The organism is Streptomyces sp. NPDC006691 (assembly GCF_042869955.1).
Classification (GTDB): Bacteria; Actinomycetota; Actinomycetes; order Streptomycetales; family Streptomycetaceae; genus Streptomyces.
On record NZ_JBIAGW010000011.1, the window covers coordinates 138,259 to 155,276 of the forward strand.

Annotated in this window: 17 protein-coding genes and 4 tRNA genes; 13 read left to right on the plus strand and 8 right to left on the minus strand. The window is 71.1% G+C overall.

Annotated elements, in window-relative coordinates:
- Positions 1-11: 11 nt before the first annotated feature.
- Both ACFYNP_RS23860 and ACFYNP_RS23865 read right to left on the minus strand, forming a co-directional pair.
- Positions 12-85: transfer RNA gene (locus tag ACFYNP_RS23860), tRNA-Cys, on the minus strand.
- A gap of 39 nt (positions 86-124) precedes the next feature.
- Positions 125-197, minus strand: a tRNA-Gly gene (locus ACFYNP_RS23865).
- Positions 198-388: 191 nt separating this feature from the next.
- On the opposite strand from ACFYNP_RS23865, the gene ACFYNP_RS23870 reads away from it, so the two are divergent.
- The 3 genes from ACFYNP_RS23870 to ACFYNP_RS23880 are packed head-to-tail and all read left to right on the plus strand — an operon-like array spanning position 389 to position 3,232.
- On the plus strand, positions 389-1,534 hold the full coding sequence (locus ACFYNP_RS23870) for a chorismate-binding protein (protein ID WP_388787917.1): 1,146 nt from the start codon (positions 389-391) through the stop codon (positions 1,532-1,534).
- Complete coding sequence (locus ACFYNP_RS23875; protein ID WP_388787919.1) at positions 1,535-2,356, plus strand: aminotransferase class IV; 822 nt, start codon at positions 1,535-1,537, stop codon at positions 2,354-2,356.
- 42 nt (positions 2,357-2,398) lie between these two features.
- Positions 2,399-3,232, plus strand: coding sequence for a GNAT family N-acetyltransferase (locus ACFYNP_RS23880; RefSeq protein ID WP_388411540.1), 834 nt, complete (start codon positions 2,399-2,401; stop codon positions 3,230-3,232).
- 29 nt (positions 3,233-3,261) lie between these two features.
- Here the strand turns inward: ACFYNP_RS23880 and ACFYNP_RS23885 are convergent, their stop codons facing one another.
- On the minus strand, positions 3,262-3,780 hold the full coding sequence (locus ACFYNP_RS23885) for a DsbA family protein (protein WP_388411542.1): 519 nt from the start codon (positions 3,778-3,780) through the stop codon (positions 3,262-3,264).
- A 140-nt stretch (positions 3,781-3,920) separates the two neighbouring features.
- Between ACFYNP_RS23885 and ACFYNP_RS23890 the strand changes: the two genes are divergently transcribed.
- Both ACFYNP_RS23890 and ACFYNP_RS23895 read left to right on the plus strand, forming a co-directional pair.
- On the plus strand, positions 3,921-4,370 hold the full coding sequence (locus ACFYNP_RS23890) for a hypothetical protein (protein ID WP_388787921.1): 450 nt from the start codon (positions 3,921-3,923) through the stop codon (positions 4,368-4,370).
- A gap of 147 nt (positions 4,371-4,517) precedes the next feature.
- Positions 4,518-4,691, plus strand: a complete 174-nt coding sequence (locus tag ACFYNP_RS23895) for a hypothetical protein (protein WP_388411546.1) — start codon at positions 4,518-4,520, stop codon at positions 4,689-4,691.
- Between the two features lie 17 nt (positions 4,692-4,708).
- Here ACFYNP_RS23895 and ACFYNP_RS23900 read toward each other — a convergent pair whose 3' ends face one another.
- Positions 4,709-5,272 carry a CGNR zinc finger domain-containing protein gene (locus ACFYNP_RS23900; RefSeq protein ID WP_388411548.1) on the minus strand — a complete coding sequence of 188 codons (564 nt, stop codon included), beginning with the start codon at positions 5,270-5,272 and terminating at the stop codon, positions 4,709-4,711.
- A 196-nt stretch (positions 5,273-5,468) separates the two neighbouring features.
- Positions 5,469-5,885: an SsgA family sporulation/cell division regulator gene (locus ACFYNP_RS23905; protein ID WP_053723613.1), complete on the minus strand. Its 417-nt coding sequence runs from the start codon at positions 5,883-5,885 to the stop codon at positions 5,469-5,471.
- A 198-nt stretch (positions 5,886-6,083) separates the two neighbouring features.
- Between ACFYNP_RS23905 and ACFYNP_RS23910 the strand changes: the two genes are divergently transcribed.
- The 4 genes from ACFYNP_RS23910 (at position 6,084) to ACFYNP_RS23925 (ending at position 7,315) form a co-directional block, all read left to right on the plus strand.
- Positions 6,084-6,485, plus strand: a complete 402-nt coding sequence (locus tag ACFYNP_RS23910) for a TIGR02611 family protein (protein WP_388787924.1) — start codon at positions 6,084-6,086, stop codon at positions 6,483-6,485.
- Positions 6,486-6,537: 52 nt separating this feature from the next.
- A tRNA-Val gene (locus ACFYNP_RS23915) sits at positions 6,538-6,609 on the plus strand.
- A 94-nt stretch (positions 6,610-6,703) separates the two neighbouring features.
- The gene (locus ACFYNP_RS23920) at positions 6,704-7,204 is read left to right on the plus strand and encodes an SRPBCC family protein (RefSeq protein WP_388787927.1); all 501 of its coding nucleotides are present in this window, start codon (positions 6,704-6,706) and stop codon (positions 7,202-7,204) included.
- 39 nt (positions 7,205-7,243) lie between these two features.
- Positions 7,244-7,315: transfer RNA gene (locus ACFYNP_RS23925), tRNA-Val, on the plus strand.
- A 73-nt stretch (positions 7,316-7,388) separates the two neighbouring features.
- On the opposite strand, the gene ACFYNP_RS23930 is transcribed toward ACFYNP_RS23925, so the two are convergent.
- Complete coding sequence (locus tag ACFYNP_RS23930) at positions 7,389-8,114, minus strand: 3'-5' exonuclease (RefSeq protein WP_388411554.1); 726 nt, start codon at positions 8,112-8,114, stop codon at positions 7,389-7,391.
- Positions 8,115-8,304: 190 nt separating this feature from the next.
- On the opposite strand from ACFYNP_RS23930, the gene ACFYNP_RS23935 reads away from it, so the two are divergent.
- The 4 genes from ACFYNP_RS23935 to ACFYNP_RS23950 all read left to right on the plus strand — a co-directional run bounded on the left by ACFYNP_RS23935 (position 8,305) and on the right by ACFYNP_RS23950 (position 12,845).
- Positions 8,305-8,883, plus strand: coding sequence for a DUF4365 domain-containing protein (locus tag ACFYNP_RS23935; protein WP_100577255.1), 579 nt, complete (start codon positions 8,305-8,307; stop codon positions 8,881-8,883).
- Positions 8,883-10,076, plus strand: a complete 1,194-nt coding sequence (locus tag ACFYNP_RS23940; protein WP_388411557.1) for a hypothetical protein — start codon at positions 8,883-8,885, stop codon at positions 10,074-10,076. The genes ACFYNP_RS23935 and ACFYNP_RS23940 overlap by 1 nt, the downstream gene beginning before the upstream one ends.
- Before the next feature lie 132 nt (positions 10,077-10,208).
- On the plus strand, positions 10,209-12,185 hold the full coding sequence (gene thrS, locus ACFYNP_RS23945; protein WP_388411559.1) for a threonine--tRNA ligase: 1,977 nt from the start codon (positions 10,209-10,211) through the stop codon (positions 12,183-12,185).
- Between the two features lie 102 nt (positions 12,186-12,287).
- On the plus strand, positions 12,288-12,845 hold the full coding sequence (locus tag ACFYNP_RS23950) for an HIT family protein (protein ID WP_388787930.1): 558 nt from the start codon (positions 12,288-12,290) through the stop codon (positions 12,843-12,845).
- A 3-nt stretch (positions 12,846-12,848) separates the two neighbouring features.
- On the opposite strand, the gene ACFYNP_RS23955 is transcribed toward ACFYNP_RS23950, so the two are convergent.
- Together ACFYNP_RS23955 and ACFYNP_RS23960 are read right to left on the minus strand one after the other, a co-directional pair.
- On the minus strand, positions 12,849-14,522 hold the full coding sequence (locus ACFYNP_RS23955) for a hypothetical protein (RefSeq protein WP_388411562.1): 1,674 nt from the start codon (positions 14,520-14,522) through the stop codon (positions 12,849-12,851).
- A gap of 164 nt (positions 14,523-14,686) precedes the next feature.
- On the minus strand, positions 14,687-16,885 hold the full coding sequence (locus ACFYNP_RS23960; protein WP_388787933.1) for an elongation factor G-like protein EF-G2: 2,199 nt from the start codon (positions 16,883-16,885) through the stop codon (positions 14,687-14,689).
- Positions 16,886-17,018: the final 133 nt, after the last annotated feature.

The following is a 17,018-nucleotide window of genomic DNA, read 5'->3' on the forward strand; positions in this document are numbered from 1 at the left end:
CTAATCGCGCTTGGAGGTGGAGACGGGATTTGAACCCGTGTAGACGGCTTTGCAGGCCGTTGCCTCGCCTCTCGGCCACTCCACCAGGAGTGCATATGGGGGTTCGGGAAGATCCCCCACACCGAGCGGACGACGAGATTCGAACTCGCGACCCTCACCTTGGCAAGGTGATGCTCTACCAACTGAGCCACGTCCGCTTGTCGTTTCCGTTTCGCTTGCGCGTCCCGGCGACGTGTTGAACTCTAGCGGATTCCCGGGCCAGTACAAAAACGCGTTTGTGCAGCGTGCTGCGTTACGCCTGGTCCGGACCGCGGCCGGAGCCCGGGCCGGTGTTCGCCTCCAGGTCACTCAGGGGCACCCCACCTGCACCGGCTCTAGACTCGCAACCGTGCACGACCTCACTCCGCTGGCACGCTTCGGCCAGCTCGTCGCCTCGGACCTGCGTGATGTCACCAGCGACCCCGAGGCCCTCGACTCCTCCGGCTTCTGGGCCGTCTCCCACGACTTCGAGGGCCGCCTGGTGTGCGCCCGCTTCGCGGACATCCGCACCGAGCCGGTCCCCGCGCCCGTACCCGGCGCCTGGCGGGGGCCCGCCGAGGGCGACTGGACGTCCTCCCTGGACCGCGCCGCGTATACGGCCGGAGTACGGCGCATCCGCGAGCACATCGCGGCCGGCGAGGTCTACCAGGCGAACCTCTGCCGGGTGCTGAGCGCGCCGCTGCCCGACCCCGCGGCGGCCGACGTGGACGCGCTCACCGCACTGCTCGCCCGCGGCAACCCGGCGCCCTACGCAGGAACGATCCGGCTGCCCGCGCACGGCGTCGAGATCGCGAGCGCCTCCCCCGAGCTGTTCCTGAGCCGGGCGGGCCGCGTCGTGGAGTCCGGGCCCATCAAGGGGACCGGGCGGACGGCGGCGGACCTCGCGGAGAAGGAGCGCGCCGAGAACGTGATGATCGTGGACCTCGTCCGCAACGACCTGGGCCGCGTCTGCGCCACCGGTTCGGTGACCGTGCCCGCCCTGTGCGCGGTCGAGGAGCACCCGGGTCTCGTCCACCTCGTCTCCACCGTGCGCGGCGAACTGCGCGAGGGGGCGGGCTGGCGCGAGCTGCTCGACGCCACCTTCCCGCCGGGCTCGGTCACCGGGGCGCCCAAGTCCAGCGCGCTGCGGATCATCGAAGCCCTGGAGACCTCGCCGCGCGGCCCCTACTGCGGCGGCATCGGCTGGGTCGACGCCGACCGGGGCACCGCCGAGCTCGCCGTGGGGATACGCACCTTCTGGATCGACCGGCCCCACGGGGTGCTCCGCTTCGGTACCGGCGCGGGCATCATCTGGGGCTCCGACCCGGAACGCGAGTGGGCCGAGACCGAGCTGAAGGCCTCGCGCCTGCTGGCGGTGGCCTCCGGCGCGTACGCCCCGGGCGGGCCCGGCGGACACGGCGACCACGGCGGCCCCGTGGCGCACAGCGACCATGGCGTCCCCGCGGCCCACAGCGGCCGCGGCGGACGTACTGACCACAGCGGAAGGACCGTGTAAATGCAGATCTGGGTCAATGGCGCACTGCGGGACGCCGACGCCGCGCGGGTGTCGGTCCTCGACCACGGGCTCACCGTGGGCGACGGCGTCTTCGAGACGGTGAAGGCGAGCGGCGGGAGCCTGTTCGCGCTCACCCGCCACCTCGACCGCCTGACCCGCTCGGCCCGCGGCCTGGGCCTGTCCGACCCGGACCTCGACGAGGTGCGGCACGCGTGCGCGGCCGTCGTCGATGCCAACCCCATGCCGCTCGGCCGGCTGCGGATCACCTACACCGGCGGCCTCTCGCCGCTCGGTTCCGACCGGGGCGACGCCGGGCCGACGCTGGTCGTCGCGATCGCCGAGAGCGCGCGCAGGCCCGACAGCACCGCGGTGATCACCGTCCCGTGGACGCGCAACGAGCACAGCGCGGTGGCAGGCCTGAAGACGACCTCGTACGCCGAGAACGTGGTCGCCCTCGCGAAGGCGCACGGGGCCGGCGCCTCGGAGGCCCTGTTCGCCAACACCGCGGGGCAGCTCTGCGAGGGAACCGGCTCCAACGTCTTCGTGGTCGTCGACGGCAGGCTGCACACCCCGCCGCTCGCCTCCGGCTGCCTCGGCGGAATCACCCGCGCCCTCGCCGTCGAATGGACCGGCGCCCACGAGAGCGAGCTCCCGATGGACGTCCTGGAGCGTGCCGAGGAGATCTTCCTGACCTCCACGCTGCGGGACATCCAGGCCGTACACCGGGTGGACGGACGGGAGTTGGCGGGTGCGCCCGGCCCGGTCACGGCGAAGGCCATGCGGATCTTCGACGAGCGGGCCGGATCGGATCTCGACCCGTAAATACGGATGACGGGCGGCGCCGGGGCGGGTACAACGGCCTTGATGACCACCACCATTCGGCCGACCGAGCCGCTTCAGCAGGGCGCCGACGGCGCCAAGTCGCGTACCTACGACGTGTGTGTGAACAGCCGACGCGTCGGCCGGATCGTGATCGCCGCCGACACCTCGCTCGGGCTCGCCGTGGGCCGGATCGACGAGCTGTGGATCGAGGAGGCGGACCGGGGCCGCGGGCGCGGGACCGTCGCCGCGCTCGCGGCCGAGGAAGTGCTGCGCGGCTGGGGCTGCGGCCAGGTCCGTTTCTCGGTCGGGGCGGACGCCGAGGCGGCGTTGCGGATGGCGGCCGCCCTCGGCTACCGGGAGCGCAGCCGGAACATGGTCAAGCAACTGCCGGACACCGCGCCGGAGTTGCCCGCCGGGACGACCGGGCGCGCCATGAGTGCGGACGAGTACGAGCGGTGGCGGCGCGAGGCGGTCGAAAGCTACGCGCGGAGCCGGATCGAGGAGGGCATGCCCGCGGAGCGTGCCCTGGCCTGGTCGGAGGGGGAACACCGCGCACTGCTGCCGGACGGGGCCGCCACCGCCGGGATGCGGCTGATGGTCCTGGAGGACCGGGGGAGCGCGGTGGGGACCCTGTGGGTGGCCCGGGCCAGGCCGCCCGCCGAGGGGGCGTACGTCTACGACGTCCTCGTCGCCGAGGAACACCGCGGGCGCGGCCACGGCCGCTCACTGCTGCTGCTCGCCGAGCGGGTGGCACTGGCCGACGGTCAGGACATCGTGGGGCTGCACGTCTTCGCGGGCAACACCCCCGCGCTGCGCCTGTACGAGTCGCTCGGGTACCGGACCGTCCGCCACAACCAGCACAAGGAGCTGCTCTGAGCGTTCGGGGCCGCGTCGGGCCGCCGGAGCTACGGGGCGAGCAGCCGGTCCGCGATCTCCTCGATACGCTCGCGCAGACCCTCCTGGCTCTTGCCGCCGTCCAGCCGCTGGTCGTCGATGACGTACGTCGGCGTGCCGGTGACGCCGATCGCCTTGCCCTCGGCCTGGTCGGCGTCGACGATCAGGATGTGCCGCCCGTCGATGAGGGCGGTTTCGAACTCCTCGGCGTCCAGGCCGAGTTCGGCCGCCGTGTCCACGAGGGCGGACTCGCCGCGCTCGGCCAGGCGCTCGGTGCGGGCGAGCACTGCCTCCACGTACGGCCAGCCCTGCCCCTGCTCGAAGGCCTCCTCGGCGGCCTGGGCCGCGGCGAAGGCGTGCTTGTGCTTCTCCAGCGGGAAGTGCCGCAGCCGGATGTCGAGGCGGTCGCCGTAGCGGGCGCGCAGGGCGCGGATGTCGTCGAGGGCGGTGCGGCAGTCGGGGCACTGCAACTCGCACCACACGTCGAGGACGACGGGGCCTGCGGTGCTGGAGGGGGTGGTGTCGCTCATGGGCTCAGTCTCCCAGCAACCGGGACCTGGGGAGGATCCCGCCCCGGAGATCTCCCTGAGGTCCTGCCCGGCCGTGGCCCGAGGGGCGGGTTCCGGTGCACGATGGAAGAAGCCATACCCCCCATGCCTGGAGGAACCGGATGCTTGCCGAGACCGTCTGCTCCGCCGTTTCCGCGGCCGGACTGGGGATCGCTGCCATCACGGCGTACCGCAAGCGCTTCCTCGCGGCTACGCGCATCGCCGCCTACTCGCTGGTGCCCGTCGGTCTCGTCATGACCGGCGTCGTGCAGTGGGTGTCGGGCATCGTCTTCAAGCCGAGCGTCTGGCTCGGCTTCGGGCTGCTCGGGGTCGCCTGGCTGTTGTTCCTGACGACACGGGCCGTCGAGCGGCGCACGGGCGGCACCCGCAAGGAACGCAAGGCCGCAGCGGCCGCCGCACAGCGTGACGCGGTGGCCCCGAGGGCTTCCGCGCCCTCGCTCGGCGGCGGCCCCGCGCCGGCCGCCCAGCCCGCCGCCAAGGCCAAGGCGCAGCCCGCTCCGAGCGAGGACTTCAGCGATATCGAGGCCATCCTGAAAAAGCACGGCATCTGAGGTTTTGGCCCGCTTCCGCCGGGAGCGCGAAGGCGTGTGAACCGCGCGCGTCCGCTCCCGTACGCGCTACAAGATCGGGCGAACTCCCGCTGTTTATGGGCGTGTTGGTATACCCATGCGGTGTGGCTGGGTCATCATCGCCCCGAGATGCTGGACACTTCCCAGGGCTCCACCCCTGCACCGACGGACAAGCCGAGCGCGCCCGACCCGCAAGCGCGGGGCTGTCTCTTCGCGCTCTCGCAGCCACCCCTGATGATCTTCCTGGGGGTGATCGGCTTCCTCTTGCTCATGGCGGCCGTGCATGACCTGTTCCTGCTGTGAGGCCCTGGCGCGCGGGGTCAGCGCGCGGCCTCGGCCTCCTTGCGGCGGGCCCGGTAGGCCGCCACATGCAGGCGGTTCCCGCAGGTGCGGCTGTCGCAGTAGCGGCGGGAGCGGTTGCGCGAGAGGTCCACGAAGGCCCGGCCGCAGTCCGGCGCCTCGCACCGGCGAAGGCGTTCCTGCTCGCCGGTGACGACGATGAAGGCGAGGGCCATGCCGCCGTCGGCGGCCAGGTGGTCGGCGACCGAGGCGCCCGGCGCGAAGTAGTGCACATGCCAGTCGTAGCCGTCGTGGTCGGTCAGCTGCGGGGTGGTGCCGGCGGCCGCGACCAGCTGGTTGACGAGCTCGGCGGCGCTGGGGGCGTCGGGGGCCGCGAAGATCTCCGCGAATCTGTTGCGCACCGCCTGGACGCCCACGAGGTCACCGATGGAGAGTCGCTCCACACCGCTGACGCTGTGGTCGTGGACGAAGCCGTACAGCGCCTCCACATCGGCGAGGCGGTCGGTGGCCTCGCTCTCCGGGGCGGTGTTCACCAGATCGACCACCATGTCGAGCGCGCTTCGGGTGTCGTGAGGGATCAGCACGATTCGCTCCCTGGCCTGCGTCGGGCGGGCGCCCGTCGATGGTGGAGGACTCTAGCGGCTCGTGCCGTACGCGCACCGGTGCCGTCCCCCACGACGGCTTTCGTGGGGGACGGCACCGGTTGACTGCCGTTATGTGGTTGTCCGCGCGGCGCCGTCGCCCCGAGTCGGACGGCGCCGTGCGGCTCTCTGCCTGGCCTCAGTTGTTCTCGGCCAGGATGTGCGAGAGTTCCGTGTCGAGATCGAAGTGACGGTGCTCGGTACCGGGCGGCACCGCGGCGTCGGTCCGTTTCAGGAACGACTCCAGGGCCCGCGCCGGGGCTTCGAGCAGGGCTTCTCCTTCCGGCGAGCTCAGGGCGATACAGACGACACCCTGACCGTGACTGCGTGACGGCCAGACTCTGACGTCGCCGGTTCCGGTGGGCCGGTGCAGGCCCTCGGCGAGGAGGTCGCGAGCGAAGACCCACTCGACGGTTTCCTCGGCTCCGGTGTGGAAGGTGGCGTGCACGGCATAGGGATCGGCCGTGTCATACCGCAGGCCCGCGGGTACAGGCAGTGAGGACTCGCTCGACACAACGAGGCGCAGGTGCAGCTCGCAGCTGACCGTGGTGTTCATAAGCGCCAGGGCCTTTCGCTCAGTGTGCGCTCGGGGATTCGCACGTCGGCGAAATCGACATGCCACCTACGGTGCCGTTGTAAACCCCTCTGACCGTTTTGCGGGCCTTCATGTAGCTCGTACAGCGGACTATTACTTTGAGTTATAGGTCCATTTCGGTGAACGCGTTTCCGGACACCGTTCCGGTAGGTTGGGCCCATGGATACGGGGAGTGACGAACAGGGCGCCGCGGCCCTCGGCTCGCGGGCGCCGGAGTTCATCAAGGCGTCACGGCCGCTGCACGTGAGCTGGCAGGTCGGCGTTTTCGTGGTGGGTCTCGCGGTCGTGGCCGCCGGAATCGTGATGCTTCCGCTGCCGGGCCCCGGCTGGCTGGTGATCTTCGGTGGTATGGCGATCTGGGCGACCGAATTCGTCTGGGCCCAGCTGGTGCTCCGCTGGACCAGGCGCAAGGTCACCGAGGCCGCGCAGAAGGCGCTCGACCCCAAGGTGCGGCGCCGCAACATCATCCTGACGACGGCCGGCCTGGTGATCGTCGCCGTGCTCCTCGGCGTCTACGTGTGGAAGTTCGGCATGGTGATGCCGTGGAGGATCAACGAGTGACCGCGCATGGTCAAAGGCCCCGCTGACATGCGGTAATGTTTGCGGTGCGCCCGGGCGATTAGCTCAGTGGGAGAGCGCTTCGTTCACACCGAAGAGGTCACTGGTTCGAACCCAGTATCGCCCACCCGGACCGAAGGCCCCGGAGATCATCACGATCTCCGGGGCCTTCGGCGTTCCCGGGTGTTCCGCGACGGGGCCGCCACGCGCAGACTGACGGCATGAACTGGTGCCACTACCGCTTCCGCAGCGTCTGGGACCTGCGGGCCGCTCCTGGCGCCGTCTACGCCGTCCTGGAGCGCGTCGAGGAGTACCCGCGCTGGTGGCGCGAGGTCCGCGAGGTGACGCCGGTCGACGACCGCACCGGCACCGCCCGGCTGCGCTCGCTCGTCCCGTACGACCTGTTCGTCACCGCCCGCGAGCGCCGGCGCGATCCGGCGGCGCTGGTCCTGGAGGTCTCGCTCGTCGGCGATCTCGAAGGGTGGGCGCGCTGGACGCTGTTGGCGCACCGGGGCGGGACGCGGGCCGTCTACGAGCAGGAGGTCGAGGTGCGCAAGCCGCTCATGCGACGGCTCGCGGTGCCGGGCCGCCCGGTGTTCCGGGCCAACCACGCCCTGATGATGAGGTCCGGGAGGCGCGGGTTGCGCCACCGCCTGGAAAAGGAAAGCCGCGCGGAGCGCGTCGTCGAGGGGCGGCGATCGGGAGACGGGCGGGCGGTTTGAAAGCTGGGCCCGTCGGCCTGTATTGTTCAGTCCGTTCCCGGGCGATTAGCTCAGTGGGAGAGCGCTTCGTTCACACCGAAGAGGTCACTGGTTCGAACCCAGTATCGCCCACCGGGAAAGGCCGGTCCGTCATCGACGGACCGGCCTTTTTGCTGCCGGTGCCGCTGCCTGCCTCCCGCAACGCTCAGGCGGCCGCCGGGAGTTCGGGCCGCAGCGGCCATGCCGTGTCCACCACCTCGGGAGTGCCCTGCCGGCTGAACCAGGCCTGGAGACCGCGCGCCTGGGCGGCGTGCCAGGTCGCCTGGAGCGTGTGCAACTCGGTCGGCGTCAGGCGCTCAAGTCGGGTCGCGAACCTGCGGCCCACCGCCCGTACGACCTCCAGCGCGGCCAGCGCGTCGGCGGCCGCGTCGTGCGCCCCCTCCAGTGTCACGCCGTAGTGCTCGCACAGGTCGGTGAGGGTGCGGCGGCCCTTGCGGTAGCGGTCCAGATGCTTGTCCAGGACCCGCGGATCGAGTACCCGCATCGGGTTCTGGCCCAGGTAGTGGGCCAGGGACGCCGCACGGTGCCGCTTCAACTCCCGGTCGAGGAGCGTCAGATCGAACGGCGCGTTCATGATGACCAGCGGCCGGCCCGCCACGCACTGTTCGGCGAGGCCCTTCGCCATCTCGTCCATCACGGGTGCCGGCCAGCGCCCGTTGCGCTGGAGGTGCTCGTCGGTCAGGCCGTGCACCGCGGTCGCGCCCGCCGGCACGGGTATGCCCGGATTCACCAGCCAGCGCGTCTCCCGCGGCCGCGCCCCGGGCCCGTCCTGCACCACCAGGGCGGCCGACACTATCCGGTCCCCTTCGACGTCCACCCCGGTCGTCTCCGTGTCGAACGCCGCCAGGGGACCTTCGTACCAGCACGTCATGTCTGTTCAACTCCTCGCGTACTACCGGCAGATGGCGTGCATCCCCTGCCCGTTTCCGTGATACCCGGGCTGTTTGCGACATACGCCGTTTGCGGGGAGCCGAGTACGGAGACAACACTGTTGACGGAACTGTCGTTTGACGATCCGTCAGATAGAAGTTCGGCACAGTTCCGGAAGGCATACGACAGCCATGGCGCTCGCGCAGCCCGATCCGGCCGCGCCCGGGCACGGTCTGCTGCCCGAGCGGATCGCACCGCTGCGCGGCTCGCTCGCCACCACCGCCTGCATGGAGACCCTTCAGGTGGGCTACCTGCACGCGGTGGCGGCGGCCGCGGGGTGTTCGCTGTCGCAGCCCTTTCCGGACAACGGCATCGACTGGCACGTGAGCCACAGCGCTCCCGGGCACACCGTCGACGACGAAGTGACGATCAAGGTGCAGCTCAAGTGCACGTACCAGATTCCGCCGCATCCGCCGGGCGGGGCCTTCTCCTTCACGCTGGACAACGACCACCTCGTGAAGCTGGCCCGCACACCCGTGTCGGTGCACAAGATCCTGGTCGTGATGCTGGCGCCGAGGATCCGGGACGAGTGGCTGCGCGCGGGCCACGACCGACTGGCGCTGCGGCACTGCTGCTACTGGACCAACCTGGCCGGGCACCCGGTGACCGGCCGGCGCAGGACCACGGTGCGAATACCGACCTCGCGGATCTTCGACGACCGCGCGCTCTGCGAGATCATGACGCGGGTCGGGGTGGGAGGGAGGCCCTGATGCGCTGGACCGACGACGATCCCGGTGGCACGCCGCCGGTTCCCGGCCAGGTCGATCCGACGGTGCTCGGGGTGCTCCTGCACCGGCACGGCTGGCGCCGGCGCGGGGGAGCGGCGGGGCGCTACGCACGCTGGACGCCGCCCGGCGCGATCGGCTCCGGCACCAGCCTGCTGGTCCCCGAGAGCCGTGCCTACCCCGACTGCGACGACCTGCTCGGCGAGGCCCTCACCGCGCTCGCCCACAGCGCCGCGCCCTCCGCGCGCGAGGTGCTGGTCTCGCTCGCGCTGCCCAGCGACGAGGTGCGCTGGTGGCGCGAGGTCCCCGAGGGGCCGGCCGGCGCCGCGTCCTGGAGCGAGCAGGACCAGTTGCGCGGCGCCGCCCACCGGATGCTGCTCGCGGGCGCGCTCGCCGTGCGCGGGGCCGCCGGGTACCACGGGGCCCGTCACCGCAGGCAGGCCCTCGCCTCGCTCGAAGGCGTCCTGGTCGAGCCGGGACCCGGCGGCGGGCTCACCGCGTTCGTGCCGGCCGCCTCCGGCCGGCCCGCGGTGGTGCGTCTCTACGCGGCGCTCAACGCGGTCCGGGACGCGGTCGACTACCAGCGCGCCACGGGCGGCATGGAGGCCTTCGACGCCGCCGTGCGGGCCGGGGTGAGCCGGGAGCTGACCGAGGCCGTGGTCGCGCTCGTGCACGGCACCGAAGGTGTCCGGGTCGCCCTGGAGTGGGCCCCCGCGGCCGGGGTGCCCGCCGGGTGCGCGGCCCGCCCCGAGCCCGTCGACTTCTCGCCCGGCGACCTGCCCGCCCTGCGCGCGGCCGGCGCCCGCTACCTGAGCGACGAGCCGTCCGTGCCGGTGCGGATCACCGGCGCCGTGGTGCGGCTGCGCCGCTCGGGACCGCGCGGGCCCGGCGTCGTACGGCTGCGGGTGCTCGCCGGGGCGGAGGTCCCGCACGTCCGCATGGAGCTGGACGAGGAGGCGTACCGCATCGCCGGGCACGCGCATCTGGTCGGGCTGCCGATCCGGGTGGTGGGGCGCCTGGAGAGCCGGGGCGGATTCCGCAGGCTGTCGGCGGCCCGCGAGGTCACCCCCGTCCAGGTCGACGACGCCGAGCGGGACCGGCTGATGAAGTCGCTCCAGGAGAACCTCGACTTCTTCGAGGAGGCCTGCGGGGCGGAGCCGGAGGCGGCGGCGGACTGAGCCGGGCGCGGGCTTCGCCGGGGGTGGATGCGGGAGCGGCGTTAACCGTTTCGCGGCGTACCCCACCGGCTCGGTAGGATCGTTCCGCGTACGCGACACGCGCTGCGCGCCCCCTACGGCAGGAGAAGTCCGGTGTCAGACGTCCGTGTGATCATCCAACGCGATTCCGAGCGGGAAGAGCGCGTGGTGACGACGGGCACTACGGCCGCCGAGCTCTTCGCCGGCGAGCGCACCATCGTCGCGGCCCGCGTGGCCGGTGAGCTGAAGGACCTCGCGTACGAGGTGAAGGACGGCGAGGAGGTCGAGCCCGTCGAGATCTCCTCCGAGGACGGCCTCGACATCCTGCGCCACTCCACCGCGCACGTCATGGCCCAGGCCGTGCAGGAGCTCTTCCCCGAGGCCAAGCTGGGCATCGGCCCGCCGGTCCGGGACGGCTTCTACTACGACTTCGACGTCGAGAAGCCGTTCACGCCCGAGGACCTCAAGGCCGTCGAGAAGAAGATGCAGGAGATCCAGAAGCGCGGCCAGCGCTTCTCGCGCCGCGTCGTCACCGACGAGGCCGCCCGCGAGGAGCTCGCCGACGAGCCGTACAAGCTGGAACTCATCGGCATCAAGGGCGCGGCGTCCACCGACGACGGGGCGAACGTGGAGGTGGGCGGCGGCGAGTTGACCATCTACGACAACCTCGACGCCAAGACCGGCGAGCTGTGCTGGAAGGACCTCTGCCGCGGTCCCCACCTGCCCACCACCCGCAACATCCCCGCGTTCAAGCTGATGCGCAACGCCGCCGCCTACTGGCGCGGCAGCGAGAAGAACCCGATGCTCCAGCGCATCTACGGCACCGCCTGGCCGTCGAAGGACGAGCTGAAGGCGCATCTGGAGTTCCTCGCCGAGGCCGAGAAGCGCGACCACCGCAAGCTCGGCAACGAGCTCGACCTGTTCTCCATCCCGGAGCAGATCGGCTCCGGCCTCGCCGTCTTCCACCCCAAGGGCGGCATCATCCGCCGGGTCATGGAGGACTACTCGCGCCGCCGGCACGAGGAGGAGGGCTACGAGTTCGTCTACACCCCGCACGCCACCAAGGGGAAGCTCTTCGAGACCTCGGGCCACCTGGACTGGTACGCCGACGGCATGTACCCGCCCATGCAGCTCGACGAGGGCGTGGACTACTACCTGAAGCCCATGAACTGCCCGATGCACAACCTGATCTTCGATGCGCGCGGGCGTTCCTACCGTGAACTGCCGCTGCGGCTCTTCGAGTTCGGCACGGTGTACCGGTACGAGAAGTCGGGCGTGGTGCACGGTCTGACCCGGGCCCGGGGCTTCACCCAGGACGACGCGCACATCTACTGCACCAAGGAGCAGATGGCCGACGAGCTGGACCGGACGCTCACCTTCGTCCTGAACCTGCTCCGCGACTACGGTCTGAACGACTTCTACCTGGAGCTGTCGACCAAGGACCCGGAGAAGTTCGTCGGCTCGGACGAGATCTGGGAGGAGGCCACCAACACGCTGCGCGCGGTGGCCGAGAAGCAGGGTCTCGAACTGGTCGCCGACCCGGGTGGCGCGGCCTTCTACGGCCCGAAGATCTCCGTGCAGGCGCGCGACGCCATCGGCCGCACCTGGCAGATGTCGACCGTCCAGCTCGACTTCAACCTGCCCGAGCGGTTCGACCTGGAGTACACCGGCCCCGACGGCACCAAGCAGCGCCCGGTGATGATCCACCGCGCCCTGTTCGGCTCCATCGAGCGCTTCTTCGCGGTGCTCCTTGAGCACTACGCGGGCGCGTTCCCGGCGTGGCTGGCCCCCGTCCAGGCGGTCGGCATCCCGATCGGCGACGCCCATGTCGAGTACCTCCAGGACTTCGCCCGCCAGGCCAGGGCCAAGGGGCTGCGGGTCGAGGTCGACGCCTCGTCGGACCGGATGCAGAAGAAGATCCGCAACCAGCAGAAGCAGAAGGTGCCGTTCATGATCATCGCTGGTGACGAGGACATGGCCGCCGGCGCCGTCTCCTTCCGCTACCGCGACGGTTCGCAGGAGAACGGCGTCCCGGTGGCCGAGGCCATCGCGAAGATCGAGAAGGTCGTGGCGGAGCGGACCCAGGTCTGACGCCTCCGTACGCCGCGGGCCCCCGGGAAGCGTGCCTTCCCGGGGGCCCGCGTACGTTCTGCCACCGGCCACCCGGGCGACGCCCAGGCCCGCCGAAGTCATATGCTGCACACCATGACGACTGAGCCGGAGCAGCAGATCGGAGTGGGGACGCAGGACGCGTTCCAGCGCCTGTGGACGCCCCACCGGATGGCCTACATCCAGGGCGAGAACAAGCCGACGGGACCGGAGTCCGGCGACGGATGTCCGTTCTGCTCGATTCCGGCGAAGTCGGACGAGGACGGCCTGATCATCAAGCGCGGCGAGCACGTGTACGCGGTACTCAACCTCTACCCGTACAACGGCGGGCACCTGATGGTGGTGCCCTACCGCCACGTCGCGGACTACACGGAGCTGGACGAGGCCGAGACGCTGGAGCTCGCCGACCTCACCAAGCGGGCGATGACCGCGCTGCGTGCCGCCTCCGGCGCCCACGGGTTCAACATCGGGATGAACCAGGGCACGGTGGCCGGAGCCGGGATCGCCGCCCATCTGCACCAGCACGTGGTGCCGCGCTGGGGCGGCGACACCAACTTCATGCCGGTCGTCGGCCACACCAAGGTGCTGCCCCAACTCCTCGCGGACACCCGCAAGATGCTGGCCGACGCCTGGCCCGCGTAGTCCTCACGCGTCGTACAGGTCCGCCTTGCGCGGTGCCGGGTCCTGGACCAGGCCGCTCAGGATCATCGAGCGGTTGGTGAAGCGGTCGGTGTTCACTCCGTGCTCGTCGAGCACCTTCATGGCGGCGGAGTGGACCACCCGCAGGACCGGCGTCGCGGCCCGCATCGCGTCGTCGGCCATGAAGCGGTGGCGCCAGGGCTTGTCGGCCCAGGCGTGCCGCAGCCCGAACGGCTCGGGCAGCGCTATCTTGCCGCCCAGGTGGTCCAGCAGCGGCGGATACCAGGTCAGCGGCGCTCGGGCGGCGAGCCGCACCACCTCGGTGGCGTCGACCAGGGGCAGCTGGATCGTCTTCTTCTCCCAGAACTTGAAGGTCTTGTCGACCTCCCTGGTCTTGGGCGACGGCTTGGTCGTGAACAGGGAGTGCACCGGGCCGAGCGCGTGCCCGGTCACCTCGATGCGCAGGGTCTCGTGCAGCACGGTGACGGTGACCATCATGGTGATGACCAACTGGCCGTCCCAGAGCGTGAATTGGATGCCCAGGTAGTGGCGGTTGCCGCTGGAGAACTGCTGCTCGTTGCAGATGCGCTGTATCTCGTGCTGGCGCACCTGGAAGTTGTCGATGTCCTGGCCGCTGGGCCGCGAGACCTCCTTGGCGCCCTCGCCGATCGGTGAGACCACCCAGTTCTTGATGGACGGGGTGGGGAAGCCGCCGGTGTGCAGGGGGCCGCGCTCCAGGAGCTGGAGGCGGTCCTGGATGGCCCGTATGACGTCCCAGCTGCGGAAGCCGTGGATCTCCTTGCCGGCTTCCTTGGGCTCCAGCTCCTCGGCGAGCTGCCAGCTGCCCCAGCGGGTGCCCATCCCGAGTATGCCCTTGGGCCCCGCGTAGAAGACGACGTTGCTCTGGTCCTCGGCGGCCAGCTTGACCAGCGACTGGCGCAGCTGTTCCGCGGAGCCGGCCGCCGAGCTCTTGGGCACCGCCTCCGGGATCTTGGCTCCTATGCCGCCACCGCCCAGCAGGCTGTCCCAGCGCGAGCGCAGATCGCGCGCCGTGCGCTCGCAGATGACCTTGGCCCAGTACCAGCCGATGACCGGGGCCACCATCATCGCGCGCAGATAGAGCGCGAGTATTCCGTGGAAGGGCAGCTTGATCAGGAAGAGCACGGCGAGCCCGGCCACCGCCACCATCAGGACCGTGCCGAGCGCGCCGGCCCGCCGGTCCTTGGCCCCGGCCAGGGTGCGGCGCAGTTGGAAGACGGCGAGCCAGAGCAGCATTCCGGGCAGGAACAGCACCCCGAAGACGCCCATGACCAGGGTGAGTTTGGTGTCCCGCTCCTTGCGGATGCGGATCGAGGCCAGGCAGTGCTCGACGATGGTGCCGGGCTCGGTGCCGAAGGACTGGATGATGCCCTTGCGGGTGGCCCCGAGCATCCGGTTCTGCACGGCCCGCGAGAAGGCCTCGCCGAGATTCGGTTCGAAGAGTGACAGCTTGCCCTTCGTCACCACCGACTCGTGCCACTCGCCGTTGGCCTTGAGTATGTCCTCGACCGGGCTGTCCCGGTACGCGGCCGAGGCGAGCGCCTGGGTCGCCGCGGTCTGGCCCGCGGAGCCCTGGAGCGGCACCTGCGGCCTGGGCAAGAAGTCGAAGAATGGCTCTTCCGTGGTCACTGCCGCCCCCATCGCCGCGCGTCCTTGCTCTGCGGCCCGTTCCCGGTCACCGCTCCCCGCACACCTGCTGAACCGGGACCCCAGCGTATCGGGGACGCGGCCCGCCCGTCAGGGGACATCGCAAGGCCGCCCATCGCGTGGAGACGGCGATGGGCGGCTTTCTGATGCTCTGTCAACTATCGACCCGCTTCCGCCTGTTCACGCACTTTGTCGGCGATCCCCGGCGGCATCGGCTCGTGCCGGGCGTAGCTGCGGCTGAACCGGCCGGTGCCGTGCGAGAGCGACCTGAGGTCCAGGGCGTACCGGCCGATCTCGATCTCCGGGATCTCGGCCCGCACCAGCGTGCGTCCCGGGCCCGCCTGCTCGGTGCCGACCACCCGGCCACGCCGCCCGGACAGGTCGCTCATCACCGGGCCCACATAGTCGTCGGCCACCAGGACCTGGACCTCGGCGACCGGTTCGAGCAGGTCGATACGGGCCTCGGTGGCCGCCTCCCGCAGCGCGAGGGCGCCCGCGGTCTGGAACGCGGCGTCCGAGGAGTCCACCGAGTGCGCCTTGCCGTCCAGGAGCGTGACGCGCACGTCGACGAGCGGATAGCCCGCGGCGACGCCCCTGGCCGCCTGGGCCCGTACGCCCTTCTCGACGGACGGGATGAACTGCCGCGGGACCGAGCCGCCGACCACCTTGTCCACGAACTCGATGCCGCTGCCCGGGGGCAGCGGCTCCACGTCGATCTCGCAGATCGCGAACTGCCCGTGCCCGCCGGACTGTTTGACGTGCCGGCCGCGCCCGGCCGCCTTCGCGCCGAAGGTCTCGCGCAGCGACACCCGGTGCGGCACGACGTCGACCTGGACGCCGTACCGGCTGCGCAGCCGCTCCAGGGCCACCTCGCGGTGCGCCTCGCCCAGGCACCACAGGACCAACTGGTGGGTGTGCGCGTTCTGTTCGAGCCGCATCGTCGGATCCTCGGCGACCAGCCGCGCGAGCCCCTGCGAGAGCTTGTCCTCGTCGGCCTTGCTGTGCGCCTCGATGGCCAGCGGCAGCAGTGGGTCGGGCATGTCCCAGGGCGTCATCAGGAGCGGGTCGTCCTTGGCGGACAGGGTGTCCCCGGTCTCGGCCCGCGTCAGCTTGGCCACGCACGCCAGGTCGCCCGCGACGCAGCGGGTGAGCGTGCGCTGCTGCTTGCCGAACGGCGAGGACAGGGCGCCGACGCGCTCGTCGACGTCGTGGTCCTCGTGGCCGCGGTCCGCCATGCCGTGCCCGGAGACGTGCACGGTCTCGTCCGGGCGCAGGGTGCCGGAGAAGACGCGCACCAGGCTGATGCGGCCGACGTACGGGTCGGACGAGGTCTTGATCACCTCGGCCACCAGGGGCCCGTCCACCGCGCAGGCGGGCGCGGGGCGCGGCTTGCCGTCGGGCGTGGTGAGGCCGGGGGCGGCCCGCTCCAGGGGGGAGGGGAAGCCGCCGGTGACGAGTTCGAGCAGCTCGATGGTGCCGAGGCCCTGTTTGGCGCCCTCGGCGGCCGGGGCCGCGGCGAGGACGGGGTGGAAGGTGCCGCGCGCCACCGCGCGCTCCAGGTCGCTCACCAATGACGCGTAATCGATGTCCTCGCCGCCGAGGTAACGGTCCATGAGGGTCTCGTCCTCGCTCTCCGCGATGATCCCCTCGATGAGCCGGTTGCGGGCCTCCTCGATCAGCGGGAGCTGGGCCTCGTCGGGCTGCGTCTCCTTGCGCTCGCCGGACTGGTAGTCGAAGACGCGCTGCGAGAGCAGCCCGATCAGACCGGTCACCGGCGCGTGCCCGTCCGGGCCGGCCGAACCGTGCACCGGCAGGTACAGCGGGAGCACCGCGTCGGGGTCGTCGCCTCCGAACGCCTCGGCGCAGATCCCGGTCATGGCGGAGAAGTCGGCGCGGGCCGCCTCCAGGTGCGTGACCACGATGGCCCGCGGCATCCCGACGGCCGCGCACTCGTCCCAGACCATCCGGGTCGAGCCGTCCACGCCGTCCGCGGCCGAGACGACGAAGAGGGCCGCGTCCGCCGCTCGCAGACCGGCCCTGAGTTCCCCGACGAAATCGGCGTATCCGGGGGTGTCCAAGATATTGATCTTGAAGCCGCCCCATTCCACCGGCACCAGCGACAGCTGTACGGAGCGCTGCTGGCGGTGCTCGATGTCGTCGTAGTCGGAGACGGTGCCGCCGTCCTCGACCCGGCCCGCGCGGTTGACGGCGCCCGCCGCCAGCGCGAGCGCTTCCACCAGCGTGGTCTTCCCGGATCCGCTGTGGCCGACCAGCACCACGTTCCGTACGGATGCGGGGTGGTCGGCCGTCGTCGCCCTGCCGGCGGCTCCGGGGTGTGCGTTCGCCTTGTCGCCCATGTCCGTTCCTCCCGGTTTCGTGCGCGGTGAGGTGGTGAGGGGGGCGCGGACACGCGGACTCCGCGTGCCGAGGCGGCATCTGCGACGCCCGCGGTAATTCGAGCTTTCCACTCCCGTCACGGTGCGTCCATAC